This window comes from Bradyrhizobium sp. Bra64 (assembly GCF_024519875.1).
Lineage (GTDB): Bacteria > Pseudomonadota > Alphaproteobacteria > Rhizobiales > Xanthobacteraceae > Bradyrhizobium > Bradyrhizobium japonicum_G.
In genome coordinates this window covers 740,244-759,882 of the sequence record NZ_JALJRD010000001.1, presented here as the reverse complement: position 1 = coordinate 759,882, position 19,639 = coordinate 740,244, and the positions used below count along the sequence as shown (strand labels likewise).

Annotated in this window: 16 protein-coding genes and 1 pseudogene; 7 read left to right on the top strand and 10 right to left on the bottom strand. The window is 64.5% G+C overall.

Going from position 1 to position 19,639, the window contains the following annotated elements; translation table 11 throughout:
• Window positions 1-84 precede the first annotated feature (84 nt).
• Window positions 85-1,439 (top strand): annotated as a pseudogene (locus NR187_RS03550) (esterase-like activity of phytase family protein).
• Between the two features lie 56 nt (window positions 1,440-1,495).
• Here the strand turns inward: NR187_RS03550 and NR187_RS03545 are convergent.
• A complete protein-coding gene (locus NR187_RS03545) occupies window positions 1,496-3,175 on the bottom strand; it encodes a mucoidy inhibitor MuiA family protein (RefSeq protein ID WP_211382276.1) in 1,680 nt (559 codons plus the stop codon).
• A gap of 171 nt (window positions 3,176-3,346) precedes the next feature.
• Window positions 3,347-3,967 (bottom strand): response regulator transcription factor, encoded by a 621-nt coding sequence (locus NR187_RS03540; RefSeq protein ID WP_256805715.1) that lies wholly within the window; start codon window positions 3,965-3,967, stop codon window positions 3,347-3,349.
• A 205-nt stretch (window positions 3,968-4,172) separates the two neighbouring features.
• On the opposite strand from NR187_RS03540, the gene NR187_RS03535 reads away from it, so the two are divergent.
• Window positions 4,173-5,210, top strand: a complete 1,038-nt coding sequence (locus NR187_RS03535) for an AraC family transcriptional regulator (RefSeq protein WP_211382274.1) — start codon at window positions 4,173-4,175, stop codon at window positions 5,208-5,210.
• Window positions 5,211-5,212: 2 nt separating this feature from the next.
• Here NR187_RS03535 and NR187_RS03530 read toward each other — a convergent pair whose 3' ends face one another.
• Window positions 5,213-6,424, bottom strand: coding sequence for an NnrS family protein (locus tag NR187_RS03530; RefSeq protein WP_211382273.1), 1,212 nt, complete (start codon window positions 6,422-6,424; stop codon window positions 5,213-5,215).
• A 128-nt stretch (window positions 6,425-6,552) separates the two neighbouring features.
• On the opposite strand from NR187_RS03530, the gene NR187_RS03525 reads away from it, so the two are divergent.
• A complete protein-coding gene (locus NR187_RS03525; protein ID WP_256805714.1) occupies window positions 6,553-7,263 on the top strand; it encodes a Crp/Fnr family transcriptional regulator in 711 nt (236 codons plus the stop codon).
• A gap of 111 nt (window positions 7,264-7,374) precedes the next feature.
• Here the strand turns inward: NR187_RS03525 and NR187_RS03520 are convergent, their stop codons facing one another.
• Together NR187_RS03520 and hemN are read right to left on the bottom strand one after the other, a co-directional pair.
• Window positions 7,375-7,572 carry a DUF1858 domain-containing protein gene (locus NR187_RS03520; RefSeq protein WP_211382271.1) on the bottom strand — a complete coding sequence of 66 codons (198 nt, stop codon included), beginning with the start codon at window positions 7,570-7,572 and terminating at the stop codon, window positions 7,375-7,377.
• A 75-nt stretch (window positions 7,573-7,647) separates the two neighbouring features.
• Window positions 7,648-9,000 (bottom strand): oxygen-independent coproporphyrinogen III oxidase, encoded by a 1,353-nt coding sequence (gene hemN, locus NR187_RS03515; protein WP_211382270.1) that lies wholly within the window; start codon window positions 8,998-9,000, stop codon window positions 7,648-7,650.
• A gap of 193 nt (window positions 9,001-9,193) precedes the next feature.
• Here hemN and NR187_RS03510 point away from each other — a divergent pair, with 193 nt between their 5' ends.
• The 3 genes from NR187_RS03510 to NR187_RS03500 all read left to right on the top strand — a co-directional run bounded on the left by NR187_RS03510 (window position 9,194) and on the right by NR187_RS03500 (window position 11,665).
• Window positions 9,194-9,400, top strand: coding sequence for a hypothetical protein (locus NR187_RS03510; protein ID WP_211382269.1), 207 nt, complete (start codon window positions 9,194-9,196; stop codon window positions 9,398-9,400).
• Between the two features lie 234 nt (window positions 9,401-9,634).
• Window positions 9,635-10,732 carry a copper-containing nitrite reductase gene (gene nirK / locus NR187_RS03505; RefSeq protein WP_211382268.1) on the top strand — a complete coding sequence of 366 codons (1,098 nt, stop codon included), beginning with the start codon at window positions 9,635-9,637 and terminating at the stop codon, window positions 10,730-10,732.
• A 54-nt stretch (window positions 10,733-10,786) separates the two neighbouring features.
• Complete coding sequence (locus tag NR187_RS03500; protein WP_256805713.1) at window positions 10,787-11,665, top strand: SUMF1/EgtB/PvdO family nonheme iron enzyme; 879 nt, start codon at window positions 10,787-10,789, stop codon at window positions 11,663-11,665.
• Window positions 11,666-11,797: 132 nt separating this feature from the next.
• Here NR187_RS03500 and NR187_RS03495 read toward each other — a convergent pair whose 3' ends face one another.
• The 3 genes from NR187_RS03495 to NR187_RS03485 all read right to left on the bottom strand — a co-directional run bounded on the left by NR187_RS03495 (window position 11,798) and on the right by NR187_RS03485 (window position 14,743).
• Window positions 11,798-12,994: a hypothetical protein gene (locus NR187_RS03495; RefSeq protein ID WP_256805712.1), complete on the bottom strand. Its 1,197-nt coding sequence runs from the start codon at window positions 12,992-12,994 to the stop codon at window positions 11,798-11,800.
• Between the two features lie 375 nt (window positions 12,995-13,369).
• Complete coding sequence (locus NR187_RS03490) at window positions 13,370-14,020, bottom strand: CoA transferase subunit B (protein ID WP_256805711.1); 651 nt, start codon at window positions 14,018-14,020, stop codon at window positions 13,370-13,372.
• 15 nt (window positions 14,021-14,035) lie between these two features.
• Complete coding sequence (locus NR187_RS03485; RefSeq protein WP_211382264.1) at window positions 14,036-14,743, bottom strand: CoA transferase subunit A; 708 nt, start codon at window positions 14,741-14,743, stop codon at window positions 14,036-14,038.
• A 271-nt stretch (window positions 14,744-15,014) separates the two neighbouring features.
• Between NR187_RS03485 and NR187_RS03480 the strand changes: the two genes are divergently transcribed.
• Window positions 15,015-16,943, top strand: coding sequence for an AsmA family protein (locus tag NR187_RS03480; RefSeq protein ID WP_256806200.1), 1,929 nt, complete (start codon window positions 15,015-15,017; stop codon window positions 16,941-16,943).
• Window positions 16,944-17,019: 76 nt separating this feature from the next.
• Here the strand turns inward: NR187_RS03480 and dctA are convergent, their stop codons facing one another.
• A complete protein-coding gene (dctA, locus tag NR187_RS03475) occupies window positions 17,020-18,405 on the bottom strand; it encodes a C4-dicarboxylate transporter DctA (protein WP_211382263.1) in 1,386 nt (461 codons plus the stop codon).
• A gap of 54 nt (window positions 18,406-18,459) precedes the next feature.
• Window positions 18,460-19,533, bottom strand: coding sequence for a 4-oxalomesaconate tautomerase (locus NR187_RS03470; RefSeq protein ID WP_256805709.1), 1,074 nt, complete (start codon window positions 19,531-19,533; stop codon window positions 18,460-18,462).
• Between the last annotated feature and the right edge of the window lie 106 nt (window positions 19,534-19,639).

Below are 19,639 nucleotides of genomic sequence, written 5' to 3'. Positions count from 1 at the left end.
CATAACCCTGCGGCGTTTCGCCCGGCATCACAAAACTGCAATGTGCGGTCCGCATAAGACGGCCTCCGATAACAGGAGACGCTCATGCGCGCGACTTTTCTTGGCACCGTCGCAACGATCATTCTCACCGCGAGCGCCGCGCTCGCGCAGAGCGAAGGCGAATTTCCCGCCAAGCTCGCCGGCCACGTGGTGATGCTGGCCGCCACGTTCATCGACGCGCCGGCCGACGCCCCCGCCGATCTCAAGACCTCCGGCAAATACACCACCGGCAAGCGCGTCGATGCGCTCGGCACGGTGATGGGCAAGTCCGCGGAGCGTCCGACCGGCGTGTCGCTGCCGTTCAAGGGCCAGCCGCTCCAGGGCCATTCCGGCATCAAGCATATGCCCGACGGCAGCTTCTGGGTGATCACGGACAACGGCATGGGCGCGCGCGCCAACTCGCCGGATTCGATGCTGTACCTCAACCGCTACAAGATGGATTGGGCGAGCGACAAGATCGAGCGACTGGAAACCGTGTTCCTGCACGATCCCGACAGACGCGTGCCGTTCCGCATCGTGCACGAGGACACGCAGACGCGCTACCTCACCGGCTCGGACTTCGACACCGAAGGTTTCCAGATCATCGGCGACACCTTCTGGATCGGCGACGAGTTCGGCCCCTACATCCTGAAGGCCGACAAGACCGGCAAGATCCTCGGGCTGTTCGAGACCGTGGCCGACGGCAAGCCGGTGCGCTCACCCGACAACTGGGCGGTGGCAACGCCCGGCGCACCGGGCGCGACCTACACCAACGTCAACCTCCGACGCTCCAAGGGCTATGAGGGCTTTGCCTCGTACAAGGACGGCAAGTTCCTCTACGGCCTGCTCGAAGGCCCGCTGTGGGACGCCGACAAGAAGGACTGGGAAAAGGTCGACGGCAAGGAAGCCTCCCGCATCCTCGAATTCGACGTCGCCTCCGAAAAATTCACCGGCCGCTACTGGCAGTACGTGTTCGAGCAGAACGGCAACGCCATCGGCGACTTCAACATGATCGATCAGGCCTCAGGCCTCGTCATCGAGCGCGACAATGGCGAAGGCACGGCCGACAAGGCCTGCCCGCAAGGCACCCGCGGCGAGAACTGCTTCCCCGACGTCGCCAAGTTCAAGCGCGTCTACAAGATCGAGCTCTCGGACGCCAATGTCGGCAAACCCGTGCGCGAGGTCGGCTATATCGACCTGATCAAGATCCAGGACCCCGACAAGAAGGCGCGCAAAGCCCTCAACGACGGCGTCTACACCTTCCCGTTCTTCACCATCGAGAACGTCGTCGCGTCGACGAGACCCATATCATCGTCGGCAACGACAACAATCTGCCGTTCTCGTCCAGCCGCGATCCCAACAAGGCCGACGACAACGAGTTCATGCTGCTCGAAGTCGCGGACTTCCTGAAGGCGGAGTAATCGATTGCTTTGCCCACCTCTCCCCGTCCTTGCGGGGGGAGGTGGGCGTGCCGTCATTAACCCGCCGGTACGATCACCATGCTCTTGTCCTTCGGCCAGCGGATGCGCCAGGCGAAATTGATGTCGCGGGCCTCGCCGGGCTTGGCGTCGAACGACCATTCCAGCACGCCGCGCCGGTCGCGGATGTTGCTCGTGGTCGGCGGGGTGGTCGCGGGCAGCATCTCGACGACGATGTCCTCGTTCTCGCTCACCGGCAACTGATCCTCGATTGCGACCTTGATCGGGAAGTCGTGACCGTTGCGGATAGTCGTCTTGAACGAACGCTCGTCGGTCTTCGACGTCGTGACCAGGAGGCCGGCCGAACCCTCGTTGCGCTTGAGCACCGCGCGCTCGATCTTGACCTTGTCGTCGGCGCCGAAGCCGAGCCGCACGATGTCGTCCTTGGCCGAGGCCGAGAGCTTGCCGCGGCCGACGAAGATTCCGTCGCGATAGATTGCGACCTTGCCCGGCAACAGCGTCGTGTCGTCGGTCTGCTTGAAGCTGGCTTCGAGGAAGGCGGTGGGGTCCATCACCGGTGCCGCACGCACCATGAGATCGGCCGGCACGTTCATCGAAGCGATGCGCAGGCTCTTGGCGCCCTCGGCGGCGCCGAGGCTGACACGTCCGGGAACTTTGAATGTCGCCTGGAAGCCGCCGATCTCGGCAACCGCCTGCTGCTCGTCGGCGCGCTCGCGGATATCGTCGGCCGCCTTGGCCGCGAAAGATTCCACCTTTCGCTGCAGCATTGGCGCCGCCGCAGGCATTGCGGTATCAGAGACCGACCCCAGCGCCCGCGGCTTCGGCACCTGCGGATACTGCGCAACCAGCGAGTTCAGCTCCGGCGCGCTGCCGCCGCGGCCGATGCGGACCGTGGAAACGCCGAGCGTGACGTTCGACCAGTCCTCGCCGGTCGACTGCGTCACCTCGGCGCGCCGAACCAGCTCGAGCTGCGGCTTGCGGTCCTTGGCGCCGGTGTCGAGCCGGGCGTCGTAGAGCGGCATCCAGCGGGCATTGCGCACCGCGTAGGTTACCCGCAGCGTTGCCTTGGTCGCTGCTGCCGAGGCGACGTCGATCCGCACCTCGAGCTTGCTTGGCGGCTTGGCGGAGCGCTCGGCGTCCAGCTGCGCGATCTGGCGATCGATCTCGCGCTGCTTTCGCGTGGCGTCACGGATCGCAGTGTCGGCGGTCGCGATCTCCTCACCGACTGCGCCGAACGCCGCCCGCCATTCGGTGATCGGACGGGCCTCGCCTTTCTCGCCGAGGCCGACAGGGGACACTTCGGCAAAGCGCTGGGCGAATTTGCGCCGCGCGACCGCCGCATCGATTGCTCCCTGCAAATCGGCGCGCTCGTCCTTGAGCGTTTCGATGCGTTTGTCGAGTTCGGAGAGGTTGACCGGCGGCGCGGCACGGGGCGGCCGCGCATCGATCGTTCCGATGGTCAGCTTGGCGCCCGCCTCGCCCTCGACACGAAGGGAGGACGGATCGAGCGAGAGCGGAAAATCCTTGGCGACCAGCGTTGAGTCGCCGGAGGCTAGGTCCAGCGCGATGATGCGGGTGACGGTGGCGCCGTCGGGATAGACGGTGACGGTGTCGATGGCCGATGTGGCGTCCACATCGGCGGCCCATGACGGCAACGCGACCGCATTGGTCACCAGGACCAGGCTCGTCGTCGCCAGATATTTCGCGATGGTGCGCATGAAATTCCTCCCTGCCGGTATCGCTGCGCCGCCAGCCGGACGCGCGAAAAGATGCCTCGCCATCGTGGTGAGACGCGGCAGGGAAGGAACTGGTTCGATTGGGGTTTCCGTGGGGCGCCGCTGCGGCGGCACCATGGCCCCGGAACGCATCGTCGTTCCGCGGCCAACCCTTCAGGCCTGTGTGGGCGAACCCTGGCCGAAGATGCGGCGGAGCAGATCGGTTACGTTCCTGGCGCCGGCCTTCTTCAGGATGCCGGCGCGGTAGCCCTCGACCGTCCGTGCGCTGAGATGCATGCGCCGGGCGATCTCCTTGTTGGTCAGGCCGGCCGCGAGATGTTCGAGCACGTCGCCTTCACGCGAGGTCAGGGGCTCGCAGCCGGGCAGCCAGCGCTGCCGGTTCGAGCCGGGCTGCGCGAACTCGTCGATGGCGGCGTCGATCCGGCCGACGATGTCATGGGTGCGGAACGGCTTCTCGATGAAGTCGGCCGCGCCGCGCTTGATGGCGTCGACCGCCATGGCGATGCTGCCGTTCGCCGACGTCACCAGCACCGGCGCCATGCAGTTTTCCTCGCGCAGGCGCTTGAGCACGTCGAGGCCGGCGCGATCGGGCGGCAGTTCCAGGAGAACGCAGGCCGGCATCCGCGCCTTGGTTTCCGAGAGCAGAGACGCACCGTCGGCAAAGCAGATCACGTCATAGGCGCTCTGTTGGAGCGCGTTTGAAAGTTGTTCGCGGGAGGCGGCGTCGGTGTCGATGACGAATACCTCACCCTTGGAAACCATGTTCCCCGGCATAATCCCGATCCAATAATGTGTTGGTCAAATGGCCCGAGACGGCCGCGGGCCCCATCGCCCTTTCGTGCCGTCGTGAGCACGGGCATTCCCGCCAGTGCTTCGGTTTCCGATATGTATGTTCCGCCCTGTTCCCGGATTTGACGGATCGGGACAGAAACTTTACATTTCGGGACATCTGCGGGAATGGCTGACCGGAAGGGTTCGCATGGCCGACCTCATTCGCAGCGCAGGTTTGAGCTATTACCCGGAGGTCGCCCGGTCGGTCGGACTCGACCCGAAGCAGATGATGCGCAAGGTCAGGCTGCCGCTGGCCTGCCTCGACAAGCCCGATACGCCTATCGCTGTCACAGGTCTCCGACGCCTGCTTGAATTGTCGGCAGAGGCGTCCGGGGCCGAAGATTTCGGCTTGCGGCTTGCCGAGCGCGGCGGACTGACCAATTTCGGCGCGGTCGGTTTGATCGTGCGCGAACAGGCGACCGTCGGCGAAGCCATCGAGGCGTTCTCGCGCTTCATCCATGTCCATCACGAGGGCATGAAGCTCGACGTCATCAGGGACAAGCAGACCGTGACCGTCACGCTGCATCTGCGCGGCCGGCAGCCGACCGCACCACGCCAGTCGATCGACATGGCGCTCGGCAGCGTCCACCGCATCATCCAGTCGCTGTTCGGCAGCGATTGGCGGCCTCAGGAAGTGCATCTGCATTATCCCCCGCCGCACGACCGCAAGCGCTACCGCGAGTTCTACGGCTGCCGTGTGATCTTCAACGCGGAGGACGATTCGATCCTGCTGTCGGCACACGACATGGAGCGCCGGATCCCGAGCGCGCATCCGCTGATCGCGAGCTATCTGCGCAAGCGCATCGAGGCGATCGAAACCCGGCCGGCAAGCTGGGAGGAGAAGGTCGACGAGGTCGTGCGCATCCTGCTCGCGAGCGGTGACTGCACAGTCGAACGTGTTGCCGAGCACCTCGCCTGCACCCGCCGCACCATCCACCGACACCTTGCCGAAGCCGGCACCAGTTTCTCCGCGATCCTCGACGCGCAGCGAGCCGATCTGGTGATCCAGCTGATCGAAGACCCCGACCGGCCGCTGGCGGATGTCGCCGGACAGCTTGGCTTCTCCGCACAGAGCGCGATGGCCCGCTGGTTTCGCGGCCATTTCGGCTGCACCATCACCGAATGGCGGCGTGGCGTGCGGCCGCTGCCGAAGCCGGACAAGGTGCCCTCGGCGAGCGCGGCTTAGGATCAGCGTGCCGGAGCGGGCACGCCGATGACCGCGAGCGCGCGCCGGCGACTGCCGGCGAGCAGCGGGCCGAACGCGATGGCAAAGCCGAGGAACGCGACGATCCAGCCGCAGGCGGCAATGTGCAGCAGCGCATCGCTGTGCGCCGGCAACACCACCGCAGCGACACGCGCCAGCGCCGCCACAATAATCGCAAGGTAGATGCCCTGGGTCGCCGGTGATGCCGTCAGCGCCTGCCCGGTATGGCCGAGGCTCGCGCGCGTCATCACCGCGAGCGTCATGGTCCCAGCCGCGCCCGCCATCCAGGCATGAATCCCCGCGCTCGGCGGCAACGCGCCGAAGGCAGCCGAGGCGTGCAGCAGGAAACCGATCGGCACGAAGACATAGCCGACATGCAGGATCAGGAGCAGCCGCTCGCGGGTGGTGCGGTCGCCAGCCCAGCGCGCAAGCCGCACCAGATGCAACACACCGACGAACGCCATCACGATACCGGTGACGGCATTCAGCGGCGCCACGATCCATGCGATGAGCGCGAGCGCGCTGCACCCGATCACTGCGCCGTCAAAACGTCCGAACGGCACCGGCAGGCGGCCGGGATTGAACTTGACCAGCCAGTTGCGGGTGAAGCTCGGGATGATGCGGCCGCCGATCAGCGAGATCAGCAGCACGACCACGCCGATGCCGACGCGGATGCTGACATCGGCGGCGCCCTCGAAGTGGGCTTCGAGATGAAAGGCGACATTTCCGGTCAGCAGCACGAGCACCAGCACCACCACGGGCAAATTGCGCCAGTTGCCGCCGGCGACGATCTCGCGCGTTGCGGCCGCGACAACCAGCGTCAGGAAGGCGGCATCGACGACAAGCGCAAACGCCCAGCCGACATCGGCGGACAAGGTCACCGCAGCGCGGCCGGCGAGCCAGACCACCAGCAACGCGCCCAGCGAGGTACCCTGGATCGGCAGCCGCCCGGTCCAGTTCGGGATCGCCGTGAACAGAAACCCGGTGATCACCGCCGGCAGGAAACCGTAGAGCATCTCGTGGACATGCCAGTCGCGCGGCGCGAAGGCGGATGTCACCGACAGTTCGCCATAGAACATCGGCAGCCAGACCAGGATCGACAGCCCGGCCTGGATCGTGCCGAGCAGGAAAAAGGGCCGAAAGCTGTTCGCAAACAGCGGCCAGCCCTCGAAGGTGCGGGATCGGGCGCCAGCCATGGGACTACTCCTGTGAATTCGGATCGTTGCCTGGAAAAATACTGCCGCCCGCCCGGCCCGTTTTGCGCTATCGCAAACTGCCAGGCGATTGCAGGTGCCATCACACTCCCGAGTGCCAAGGAGGCAGAATGGCCAAGGTCGACGCATCGCTGGTTGCGCATTTGCCGCTGTTCGGGGGCGTCAAGCCGGAGGACCTCGAGGAGATCCTGCGCGAGGCCCGCTCGGCGCGCTATTCCAGGAACAGCGCCGTTTTCGAGCAGGGCGCGGACGCGCAATCCTTCTTCCTGCTGCTGCACGGCCATGTCCGCGCGGCCAAGACCACGCCGACCGGCGAGCAGATCGTGGTCCGCTATGTCGCGCCGGGCGAAACGTTCGGTCTCGCGATGGCGATCGGAGCTTCGCGCTATCCGGCCACTGCGATCGCGGTCGACGACAGCGTGGTGCTGATCTGGCCGACTTCCGCCTGGCCGCGGTTGGTCGAGCGGTTTCCCTCGCTCGCCGCCAACACGCTTCAGACCGTCGGCGCGCGGCTCCAGGAGAGCCACACCCGAATCCTGGAAATGTCGACCCAGCAGGTCGAGCAGCGCGTCGCGCATGCGCTGCTGCGGCTCGCCAAGCAGTCCGGCAAAAAACTCGACCATGGCATCGAGATCGACTTCCCGATCAGCCGCCAGGACATCGCACAGATGACCGGCACCACGCTGCACACCGTCAGCCGCATCCTGAGCGGCTGGGAACAGCAGGGCCTGGTCGAGAGCGGCCGCCAGCGCATCATCCTGCGCGATCCGCATGGGATCGTCGTTCTGGCGGAGCGAAACCCCGACAGCGGCGCGGCCTGAGAGCAGCACCGGGACGTCTCCCTGAAGCTCGGGGTGAGAGGCGCTCCGCTTGCGGCGAAGCTATCCCTCACCCGGGAATCCGCGCGCGACCCGCGCGAATTCCAAGCCGCTTCACGCCGGCACGCAATCACACAGCGCAGCGAGGAATTTGTCGCGGTCGATGCCATGCTCGCGGCAGGCGTCATCCACTGTGTGGAACGTTGCGATTGGACAGCCGACACAAGCCATCCTGAAGGCGAGAAACACGCGGATCGTGTGCGGCGCCGTGCGCATGATGTCATCGACCAGATCGTCGGAATCAAAAGGCATGGACAACTCCGTTCTGGACCGACGATAGCGGAGCGGGCCGGAGTTTCTTTGTCGAGGCGCAAGCTGGCGCGAGAACTACACCGCCCTGCTATGCAACTGCTTTCCCGGATCCAGGTGCGCGTCGAACGCGGCCGCGACGCTGCGGACCAGGAAGCGCGAATCCTTTGCGACTGCGATGCGGTCGCCGTCCAGCCTCACGACACCGTCAGAAATCAGCGGCTTCAGCCGGGACGCCGATTTCAGCATCGCCCCTGCCTCTGCACCATGGCGCGCACAGATGTCGCCGAGATCGGCGCTGAACTCGCACATGATGCGTTCGATGATGTCGGCACGCAGCCGATCGTCGTCGGTGAGCCCATAACCCTTGGCGGTGGCGAGGCAGCCGGCGGCAATGCTCTGCGCATAGGCGCCGATCTGCACCTCGTTCTGGACATAGCCCTGCGGCAGATGTCCGATCGCGCTCGCGCCGAAACCAAGCAGAACCTCGCCCTTGTCGGTGGTATAGCCCTGGAAATTGCGCCTCAGCGTCCGTTCCTCGAACGCCACGGCCATGGCGTCGCCGGGCCGCGCGAAATGATCGAGACCGATCTGGATGTAACCGGCCTCCTTCAGCGCGTTGGCGATCGCGCAGGCCTGGTCGTGGCGGGCAAGGCCGTCGGGCAGCACGGCCTCGTTGATCAGGCGCTGGTGCTTCTTGAAATCAGGCACGTGCGCGTAGCCGAACACCGAGAAGCGATCGGGCGCGAGCGCCAGGCTGCGTCGGACGGTATCCAGGCACGAGGCGACGGATTGATGGGGCAGCCCGTAGATCAGGTCGAAATTGAGTCCCTCGATCCCGGCGCTCCTGAGCATGTCGACAACGCAGGCCGTCTGCTCGAAGCTCTGCACGCGGTTGATCGCACGTTGCACGACCGGATCGAAGCTCTGCACACCAAGGCTCGCGCGATTGACGCCGGAGAGCCGCATGGCCTCGACCATGCCGGCGGTCAATGTACGGGGATCGATCTCGACCGCGATCTCGGCCGAAGGTAGCACGAAGAAAGCCTGGCGCATCGCCGCCATCAGTTCGGCAAAGGCCTCCGGCGCCATGATCGTCGGCGTGCCGCCGCCGAAATGGATGTGCTCGACCCTGATGCGGCGACCAATGGTCTCTGCGACCTGCGCGATCTCGCTGCGCAACGTCCGCTGATAGGCCGCAATGAGCTCGTCGCGGCGGACGATCTGGGTGTGGCAGCCGCAATACCAGCACATTTCGCGGCAGAACGGCACGTGCAGATAAAGCGATGCGCTGGCTCCCGCCGGGAGTCTGGCGAGCCACTCTGCATAAGTCTGCGGACCGACCGCGGTCGAAAAGTGCGGTGCGGTCGGATAGCTCGTGTAGCGCGGCAGACGTTCCTCGCCATAGCTTGCTGCGAGATCAGTCCTCATGTCCTGCCCATTCGTAAATTCATGCCGCGCAATGGCGCGGCAAATGCCGATGGCACTGGATTACCCGTTTTCGGACCGGGCACCTTGCGCTCGCTCAAAGTCGGAGCGTCGGATCGGAGCCATGGTGGCGTCCAATCACGTTCCCTGGCGACAAGCCATTACCTGGATATAAGCCATTCTTTGGAGACAAGCCTTGGCGCCGTTCGTGCTCGATCTCGTTCTCTGGCTCACCGGCGTTCGCGGCCGCATTCCGCGTTTCGACGATTACCAGCCCGTGCCCGCAACGCCCGCCGCCGGCGCTGGTCATATCGTCCGGATCCTGACGATTACGGCTGCGGTCCTTACCGCATTGTCACTCGCGGTCTGGGGCCTGGTCTGGATTGCGATCCAGCTTTACTAATCGACGGCCATGCATTCACGATCGTGCGCATCTGAACATGCGAACGATTTGCTGCCGGCGCGGCCGACGTCGCGCGAGGCGTCCGTCGCATTGCCGATGAGATCTTCGGCAAATGTCTTTGGGACTTTACCGGAGGCGAATCCGGCCAAAGCTTGTCGCAGCGCAAACACCCTTGCCGCAACAGGCGCACACTGCATCCGTCATCAAAACCCTTTCACATGAAGGATGCTTCCGATGTTCACCCGCAGAGCCGCATTGATCAGCGCCGCCGTGACCGCGCTGATGTTGGCGACCCCCGCTTTGGCCGCCGATGATCTCAAACTGCCACGTCAGAAAGTCGAGCTGGTCGCGCCGCCCTTCGTCCACGCGCACGAGCAGGCGACCAAGCAAGGTCCCAAGATCGTGGAGTTCAAGCTCACGATCGAGGAGAAGAAGGTCGTCATCGACGAGAAAGGCACCACCTTCCAGGCGATGACCTTCAACGGCTCGATGCCGGGACCGCTGATGGTGGTACACGAGGGCGACTACGTCGAAACGACGCTGGTCAATCCCGCGACCAACACCATGCCGCACAACATCGACTTCCATTCCGCGACCGGTGCGCTCGGCGGCGGCGCGCTCACCCTGATCAATCCCGGCGAGCAGGTCGTGCTGCGCTGGAAGGCGACCAAGACCGGCGTGTTCGTCTATCACTGCGCACCCGGCGGCCCGATGATCCCCTGGCACGTCGTCTCCGGCATGAACGGTGCCGTGATGGTGCTGCCGCGCGACGGATTGAACGACGGCAAGGGTCACGCGCTGAAATACGACAAGGTCTACTACATCGGCGAGCAGGACATGTACGTACCGCGTGACGAGAAAGGCAATTTCAAGTCCTACGACTCGCCGGGCGAAGCCTTCACCGACACCGAAGAGGTCATGAAGAAACTGATCCCCTCCCATGTCGTGTTCAACGGCAAGGCCGGCGCGCTCACCGGCAAGAATGCGCTCACCGCCAATGTCGGCGAGAACGTGCTGATCGTGCATTCGCAGGCCAATCGCGACAGCCGCCCGCATCTGATCGGCGGCCATGGCGACTATGTCTGGGAGACCGGCAAATTCGGCAATGCACCCGAAGTCGGACTCGAGACCTGGTTCATCCGCGGCGGCTCGGCGGGAGCTGCGATGTACAAGTTCATGCAGCCCGGCATCTACGCCTATGTCACGCACAATCTGATCGAGGCCGCCGACCTCGGCGCCACCGCGCACTTCAAGGTGGAAGGCAAGTGGAACGACGATCTGATGACCCAGGTGAAGGCGCCTGTGGAAATACCGGCTCCGAACACCAACTAAGCGCGACAAGGGGCCGGTGGATCACCGGCCCCTTTTTCCTTTCGGGGGACGACCATGCTGATCGCATTCAAGCTGAAACTGGTACTGGCCTGCGCTGCCGGACTTGCAGGGCCGATCGCGGTGGCGCCGCTGGTCTCGGACATGGCGGTCCGCGGCACGGCGGCGGAGCCCGTCATCGTCAGGGTCGCGCCGGGCGGCCTGTCCTATCGCGAGGCCGGCGATTTCACGCGTGCCGGGCGGCAGGCGGAAGCGCCGCTGCGCGCGATGCGCTTCGAGCGACCGCTTCACATCATGCGACATCAGGTCTCGTCATCCGACTATCAGATGTGCGTGCATGACGGCGCCTGCCGCGCGCTCGATCGCGGCGTGGCGATCGCCCCCGATCGGCCCGCGTTGCAGGTGAACTGGCACGATGCCGAGGCCTATGCGGGCTGGCTGTCGCGCAAGACCGGGCACCACTACCGCCTGCCGAGCGACGCAGAATGGGCCTTTGCGGCGGGAGCCCGGTTCAAGGACGACGGCGTGACCGTCGACGCGGACGATCCCTCGAAACGCTGGATCAGCCGCTATGAGCGCGAATCCGAGAGCGATCCGTTCGACACCACGGCCTATCCGTTCGGCAAGGTCGGCCCGAACGAGCACGGCATCGAAGATCTCGCCGGCAATGTCTGGGAGTGGACCTCGACCTGCTTCGTGCGCTCGCGCGTCGACGAGGCCGGCAATGCCGGCCGCCCGACCGTGAACTGCGGCGTGCGCGTCGCCGAAGGCGCGCACCGCGCCTACGTCACCGATTTCATCCGCGACGCCCGCGCCGGCGGCTGCGCACAAGGCGTGCCACCCGCCAATCTCGGCTTCCGCCTAGTCCGCGAAGAGCCGTCGTGGGTCGCGAGCGTGTCGGCGCGATGGAGCAAGGCGTGGGCGGCGAGGTCGTAAGGGCCAACTGGTTGCGACGGACATCCAGGATGCTGGAGCATGATCCGGAAAAGCGCGAAGAGACTTTCGAAAAGGTCACGCTCAAACAATACCCTGAAGCGCGATGACGATTCATCTCCGTCTCATCGCGCTTTAGAACAATATCCCGATCAGCTTCTTCAAAATCTCTTCCAACGACATCATGGTGAGCACCAGCGGCGCTAACGGCGCGACCGTTACGGCCGCGAGCTGGAGGATCGCTTCCTTGGAAAAAGGCATGACGCGCATCGTCCGCACGATCTCGTAGCTGTTGCCGAGATCGGCGAGCGACTGGATGTCGGCGCTGCCGATCAGGGGTTCCTCGGCAGGTGCGCCATCGCGCAGCCACTTTTCATCGAACTCCCGTACGTAACGTTCTGCGAGCGAGCCATACTCGCGTTTTCCGATGCGCTTCACCCGAGCAAGCTGCGGCGAGAACACGAGGAAGGGACCAAGGATCAAGCATATGAGAAAGACAACCAGGACAACGATTTCAAGCATGAAAGAAGGCAGCGTAGCTCCCAGGTGGTAGATGCGATTGCCGAGCAATCCCGCCAGCAATGCGCCGTGCGCAACGAGGAGCGGGACAAACGCATAGACCGTCTCGGATAGAAACCCCAAGCCGCCGACACGATCGGGATGCGTGGGCACCAAGCTCAAACGAATGCGCGAGACCTGCCAGAGAAAGCGCATCCATATGAATATTCGAAAATACCAGCGGCACAGCAGGAATTGGAAGATCGGCAAGCTGACGTAGCCGTACCAGATTCCTGCAAACGAGAGCGTAGAGCCAGCGGCGACGGGGCTCGCATACCATGTCGGTGCATCGAGCGTGAAATAGTGACGCCAAATGATCATGACGCCGGCGATGTACACAACTCCGAGAAGCAATACCTCGGCGAGCGCTGAGTTTCGGAATCGAAACTCCGAAGCAATGACGGCCTTGAATTGCCCAATGGCGTGCTCGGGAATCAGATTTCGCTCCAGAAATTCGACGACCAGAAATCGCATGCGGTGATGCACGACAAGCTCGGCGACGACCAAAAGAGGCATTGCCACCAGGAACCGAGTATAGACTTCGAGGTCCAGCAAGAATGGCACGCTCACGCTGCTACCGAACGCCTTGCCGTCCAACGCCGAAAGGATCAAGAGCGGCAGCCAAGCCGACAACGAGAACACGACGATGCGCTGGCGCACCAGCGTCATCGCGTCGTCGGACAGATGTGCCCGACGCAGAAGCTGAAAGAGCGGGCCGCCCAGGACGAGTGAGAACTCGCCAAAATCCGGCAACACACGATCGCGGCGCATCAATTCTGGCTCACTCAGGAAGTCTGCTGAGGAAAATTATGCTGACCGCGCCATATGCGATTGATCTAGCTCAACAGCTCAGGCCCTGATGCCATTCTGACGTGCGAGAAGGGGGAGCAATGTCGGTGGCTCCCGTCCGTCATTGCGAGCGACCTGCCCGCGCGGCGACATTCATGAGATGTGCCACCAGGGCCCGGTACGGGCGACAGCGATCTGCGCGATGACGTCGCGGCACTGCGCATCGGGCCAGCCGAGGGCAATGTCGAACCAGCCGCGCCGCGTTGGTCCGCGTTACGCGGACAGAATTGCGGAGACGATGAAACCGGCGTCGTCGGGACGCGCAGACCGTATCGTCATGCGCGCCCCTTCGCGAAGACCTTAGGTGTTCTTCAGCGCGACGCGGAATTCGGCTTCGGTCTTGGACTTGACCTCGTCGAGCGTGACGCCCTCGGCCAGCTCGATCAGCGCCATGCCGCCGTCACCGTGCTTGTCGATGGTGAAGACGGCCAGGTCGGTCACGACCATGTCGACCACGCGCTCGCCGGTCAGCGGCAGATTGCACTGCTTCAGCAGCTTGGCGCCGTCCTTGGCCGAATGCTCCATCACCACGACGACGCGCTTGACGCCGGCGACGAGATCCATCGCGCCGCCCATGCCCTTGACCATCTTGCCGGGGATCATCCAGTTGGCGAGATCGCCGTTCTGGGCCACCTGCATGGCGCCGAGGATCGACAGATCCATGTGGCCGCCGCGGATCATGCCGAAGGAATCCGCGCTCGAGAAATACGAGGTCGACGGCAGCTCGCTCACGGTCTGCTTGCCGGCGTTGATGAGGTCGGCGTCCTCTTCGCCCTCATAGGGGAACGGGCCCATGCCGAGCATGCCGTTCTCGCTCTGGAGGCTGACGTCCATGCCGTCCGGGATGTAGTTCGAGACCAGCGTCGGGATGCCGATGCCGAGATTGACGTAGTAGCCGTCACGCAGTTCCTTCGCGGCGCGCGCGGCCATCTGTTCACGGGTCCAGGCCATCTTACTCTCCTGATCTCAAGCTGCCGTGCGCGGGCGGGTGTTGCGGAATTCGATGCGCTTCTTGGCCGTGCCGACCTCGACGATGCGCTTTACGAAAAGACCGGGCGTGTGAATGTGGTCGGGATCGAGTTCACCCGCCGGAACAAGGTGCTCGACCTCGGCGACCGTGACCTTGGCGGCGGTCGCCATCATCGGGTTAAAGTTGCGCGCGGTCTTGCGGTAGATCAGGTTGCCGGCGGTATCGCCCTTCCAGGCGTGCACGATGGCGAGATCGGCGAACAGGCCGCGCTCCATCAGGTACTTCTGCCCGTCGAATTCCTTCACTTCCTTGCCCTCGGCGATCAGCGTGCCGACGCCGGTCTTGGTGTAGAAGGCCGGAATGCCGGCACCGCCGGCGCGGATGCGCTCGGCCAGCGTGCCCTGCGGGTTGAATTCGAGTTCCAGCTCGCCGGCGAGGAATTGCTGGGCAAACAGCTTGTTCTCGCCGACATAGGACGAGATCATCTTCTTGATCTGCCGGGTTTCCAGCAGGCGGCTGAGCCCGATGCCGTCCACGCCGGCATTGTTGGAGACCACCGTCAGGCCCTTGACGCCGGACTCGCGGATCGCGTCCGACAATTCCTCGGCGATGCCGCAGAGGCCGAAGCCGCCCGACATAATCATCATGTTGTCTTTCAGAACGCCCGCGAGAGCCGACTTGGCGTCGGGATAGACCTTGTTCATGCAAATAACCTTCGAGTGAACCTTCGGCTTGCAGGCGTCGCGCCTTATTGGCGGCGATTATTAGGCGAAATCGTCCGAAGCCGTCAATGATACGGGGTTCTCCGCCCGGCAGGCGAGTGATAGAAGCTGCCCACGCCGTGGGCAGAACCGCACGCGGCCTTGAAAGCGACAAGAAAACCCATCAAGTTGCGGGGGTTGGGCGTGGGCGCGCAGGTTTCCCGGCCCGCCTTCCGGCTCCAGCGACCAACCCGATCAGGACACGCCATTGACCATGGCCCAAGGAATGAAGCGCCTCGGGACGCCGATCGCGGCGCTGCTCGGCCTCGCGCTGATCGCCCTGATCGCGACCTCCTGGCTCATCAACCGCGACGCGCTGCGCAAGGCGGTGGAAACGCAGATCCGCGACGTCACCGGGCTCGAGCTCAATGTCGCGGGCGCCATCGACATTTCGTTGCTGCCGGCAAGCTACATCTCCTTCCATGACGTCGGCCTGAAGGGCGGCGGCACCAGCGATCCCGCCCTCCATGTCGACGTGCTCACCGCGAACCTGCGGCTGCTGCCGCTGCTGCTGCAACGCTTCGAGATCGCCGACCTGACGCTGCTGCGGCCGCGCATCCATGTCAGCCTGCAGCCGGACGGCGAGAGCAACTGGACGCCCTTCATCCAGACCATCGCGCGCACCATGAAGCCCGGCGCCGAGAACCAGGTGTCGTTCTCCGAGATCCGGATCCAGGACGGCGTGCTCAACTACGAGGACACCGCCACCCACGGCACCGAGAAGTTCGAGGACATCGACCTGTCGCTGGCCTGGCCCTCCATCTCGCGCTCCTTCGCCGCGACCGGACAGTTCGACTGGCGCGGCGAACGGGTCGACGGCTCGATCAGCTTCGCCGATTTCGTCGCCGCCCTCTCCGGCGACCGCTCCGGCCTGAAGGCGCGGATCGCCAGTGCCCCGCTCAAGCTCGCCTTCGACGGCAGCGTCGCCAACCGCACCAGCCCGATGATGGAAGGCACGCTCACGATCGACAGCCCGTCCCTGCGCAACGCGCTGCGCTGGACCGGCCAGCCGCAACCCGGCAGCGGCGGTTTCGGCCGCTTCGCGCTGAAGGCGCGCGCCAATGTCGTGGGCGCCTCGATCGCGCTCACCAACGTCAATGTCGAGCTCGACGGCAACACCGCCGAGGGCGTGATGACCTACGCCAATAACGGCCGGCAGACGCTGCAGGCGACGCTCGCCGCCGACGCACTCGACTTCACACCTTATATCTCCACCTTCCGCCTGCTCGCGAGCGGGGCGCGCGACTGGAACAGGCAGCTGTTCGATCTCAACGCCCTGTCGACCACCGACCTCGACATGCGCCTGTCGGCAGCAAAGCTGACGGTCGGGCCGACCAAGCTCGGCCGCACGGCGATCGGCGCCAATTTGCGCAACGGCACACTGGCGCTCTCGGTCGGCGAGGCCCAGGTCTATGGCGGCATCGCCAAGGGCTCGTTCGGCATCGCGCGCTCCGACACCGTCGCCGACATCAAGGCGCAATTCCAGTTCACCGACGTCGACCTCCAGGCCTGCGCCTCCGAGCTGTTCGGCCTCAACAAGCTGTCCGGCCGCGGCAACATCAACGTCTCCCTCGTTGCCTCGGGCTCGAGCCCGTTCGGCCTCGTGCAGTCGCTCGACGGCAGCGCCACCGTGACCGGGCATGACGGCGCGATCTCGGGCTTCAATGCCGAACAGCTCCTGAAGCGGCTGGAGCGGCGGCCGCTGTCCGGCGGCGGCAATTTCCGCAACGGCTCGACCCCTTACGACAGCCTCACCATCGCGGTGAAATTCTCCGACGGGGTCGCCACCGCCGAGGACATCCGCGTCGAGGGACCTGCGGCGAAGATCACGATGACCGGCACCGCCTCGGTGCCGACGCGCGAATACGACATGAAGGGCGTGGCCAGCCTCAACAGCGCCTCGGGCTTCGAATTGCCCTTCGTGGTGCAGGGCCCCTGGGACGATCCCCTGATCTTCCCAGATCCGGAAAGCCTGATCCGCCGCTCGCCTGCCTCCGCACCCCTGCTCGACATGCTCAAGGACCGCAAGGGGGGCAACGCCGTGCGCTCCGCGATCGAGCGCATCACCGGTACCGCCAAGCGTCCCGCCCCGGCAGACTCGCCGACGGCGGAGAACGCCAAGGAAGGCGCCAAATCCAACTAGGCTGATAGACATCACTTAGTCAGATTCCTGGTAGCTTGCGCTGAATACTGCGGCCGATTTCATCCCAAGGGTGGAGTTAAGCGGCCGATTGCGTCGTCGAAATCCAGGTTTCGTCCCCCTGCACCACTGCTGCCCCGCCGATCTTCGATCCGGCCGCAGCGTTGGAAGTGCCGCTGCGTCCCAGTTCACGGGCCAACACCTCGCGGTCACAAGCGTCCTCCCACAGCGAAACGGTGATGGCTGCGACGCAGTTGCTGATCATGCTGGTCAGCGCCCGCGCCTCCGACATGAAACGATCGATGCCGACAAGCAGCGCCACGCCGGTCACGGGCAGATCCGGCATGACGGAAAGCGTTGCGACAAGCGCGACGAAGCCGCTGCCGGTGACGCCGGCCGCGCCTTTGGACGTCAGCAGCATCAGCCCGAGCATCGCCGCAATCTGCCCCCACGAGAGGTGAATGTCGCAGGCCTGCGCGATGAAGATGGAAGCCAGCGTGAGATAGATGGCGCTGCCGTCCAAATTGAAGGAGTAGCCCATCGGCAGCACGAGCCCCGACACGCCTTTCCGGCATCCGAGCTGCTCCAGCTTGCGCAGCGCCCCAGGCAGCGCCGGCTCCGACGATGACGTGCCGAGCACGATCAGCAGTTCTTCCCTGAAGTAGCGAATGGTCTTCCACAGGCTGAAGCCGTTCAGCCGAGCCAGAGTACCGAGCACGACGACCACGAAGAGGGAGCAGGCGACATAGAATGTCAGGATCAGCAGTCCTAGCGAGCCGATCGAACGGACGCCGTAGCGGCCCACGGTGAACGCCATCGCTCCAAAGGCACCGAGCGGGGCGAGCTTCATGATGAAGCCGAAGGATACAAACAGCACCTGTGAGAACGAGTCGACTGCCTTTGTCACCACAACACCCCCATCACCGGCACGGCTCAGGCCGAAGGCGATCAGGATCGAGACCAGCAGAACCGGCAGCACTTCGCCATCGGCAAACGCTCCAAAGAAGGAATGCGGGATGATGTGCAGCACGAAGTCCGCGAATCCGGTCGCACCTGCCTGCTTGGTGAATTTCGCGGCCACCGAGGGATCCAGCGTGCTGACAGAAACATGCATGCCAACGCCTGGCTGGATCAGCGATACGGCGATCAGGCCGGCCAGCAGTGCGAGCACGGTCAGCAGGTAAAACAGCGCCATGGATTTCACCAGCGTGCGACCGATCTCCCGGGAATCGCTGATGCTGTTGATGCCGCTGACGATGGTGCAGAACACGATCGGCGCGATCATCATCTTGACCAGCTTGACGAAGCCGTCTCCGAAGGGCTTCAGCGCGGCGCCAAATTCAGGCCAGAGGTGGCCGGTGAGGACGCCCAGCATGAGGCCGATTAGCACCTGGACGTAGAGAATCCGGTAGAACGGTTTTCGCGGCTCGCTGTTCGCGGGCCCGGCCAGCGCTTGCTTCTGCATTCTCGTTTCTCCCATGGCTCTGATTTTTTTGACGGCTTTGAGAGCGACCCGGCTTCAGGCCGCCAGCACCGAATGAGGCAGGTGCGATCGGCGGGCGAAGACGTGGCCCTCGAAGATTCGCCGGGCTGTCCGCTGCACCCTGGCAACCGGGCCGGGCTCCAACCGAACCACGAGTTGGCCGGAGGGATGGGCAAGCGTGATCGTCACCGGCGGCGCCAGCGGTCCGATCATCTCTGCAGCAATGGTTCCGGGCGTCACACACGCAGTCGCGATCGCGACAGCGCCGGTCACGGCCAGCGCGCTATGGCAGTCGTGCGGCATGAAGTAGCGGGTGTTCAACGTCGCCCCGACCGCGGGCGCAATCAGAACCGGCTTCGGAATCACCATTGACGCGGAATCCGGGAAGCCCATCCGGCGACCGGCCTCAATGCGCAGGTTTTCGAGCCGCGCGCGGAAGCCGCCGTCGGCGAAGGCCGAGGGTGCTTCACGGCCGGTCCATCCCAGATCGGCCGCGCGGACCAGCATGACGGGCATGGCTGCGTCGATGCAGGTCACGTCGATCCCTTCGATGCGATCGACCGGACGTCCTGTCGGCAGCAGGCGACCGGTGCGTGCGCCGGCCGCGTTGGGGAACGACAGTTCGATGGGCGCGGCCGTTCCCGGTACCCCGTCGATCCGCGCTTCGCCCTCATAGGTTACCCGCCCGCCGGGGGTGGCAACCGTCGCGTCAATCAGCTTGCCGGTGTTGACATTATGGATGCGCACGTGGGTGCGATCTGCGGCCGCGGCGACCAGGCCGGCTTCGATTGCGAACGGCCCTACCGCCGCCAGCATGTTCCCGCAGTTCGGTGAGGTATCGACGATCCCTTCACGAACCCGCACCTGGGCGAACAGGTAGTCAATATCGGCGCCTGCCACCGATGCCGGTCCGACGATCGCGACCTTATTGGTAACGGCGTTGCCACCACCGATGCCGTCGATCCCGAAATCGTGCCCACCTCCCATGACAGACAGCAGGATGGCGTCGCGCAGCCTGGGATCGGCCGGAAGATCGCCGGCCAGAAAAAACGGCCCGCGCGAGGTGCCTCCGCGCATCACCACACAGGGAATAGCGATCTGATCGTTCATGGAGCCCTTCCGTTCCCGGACATCTTTGCTCGAACCAGACCATCCCCCGTCCGAACTCTTTTGTGAAATGCAAATATCTGAAGTATTATTCCGTATATCGGTACAA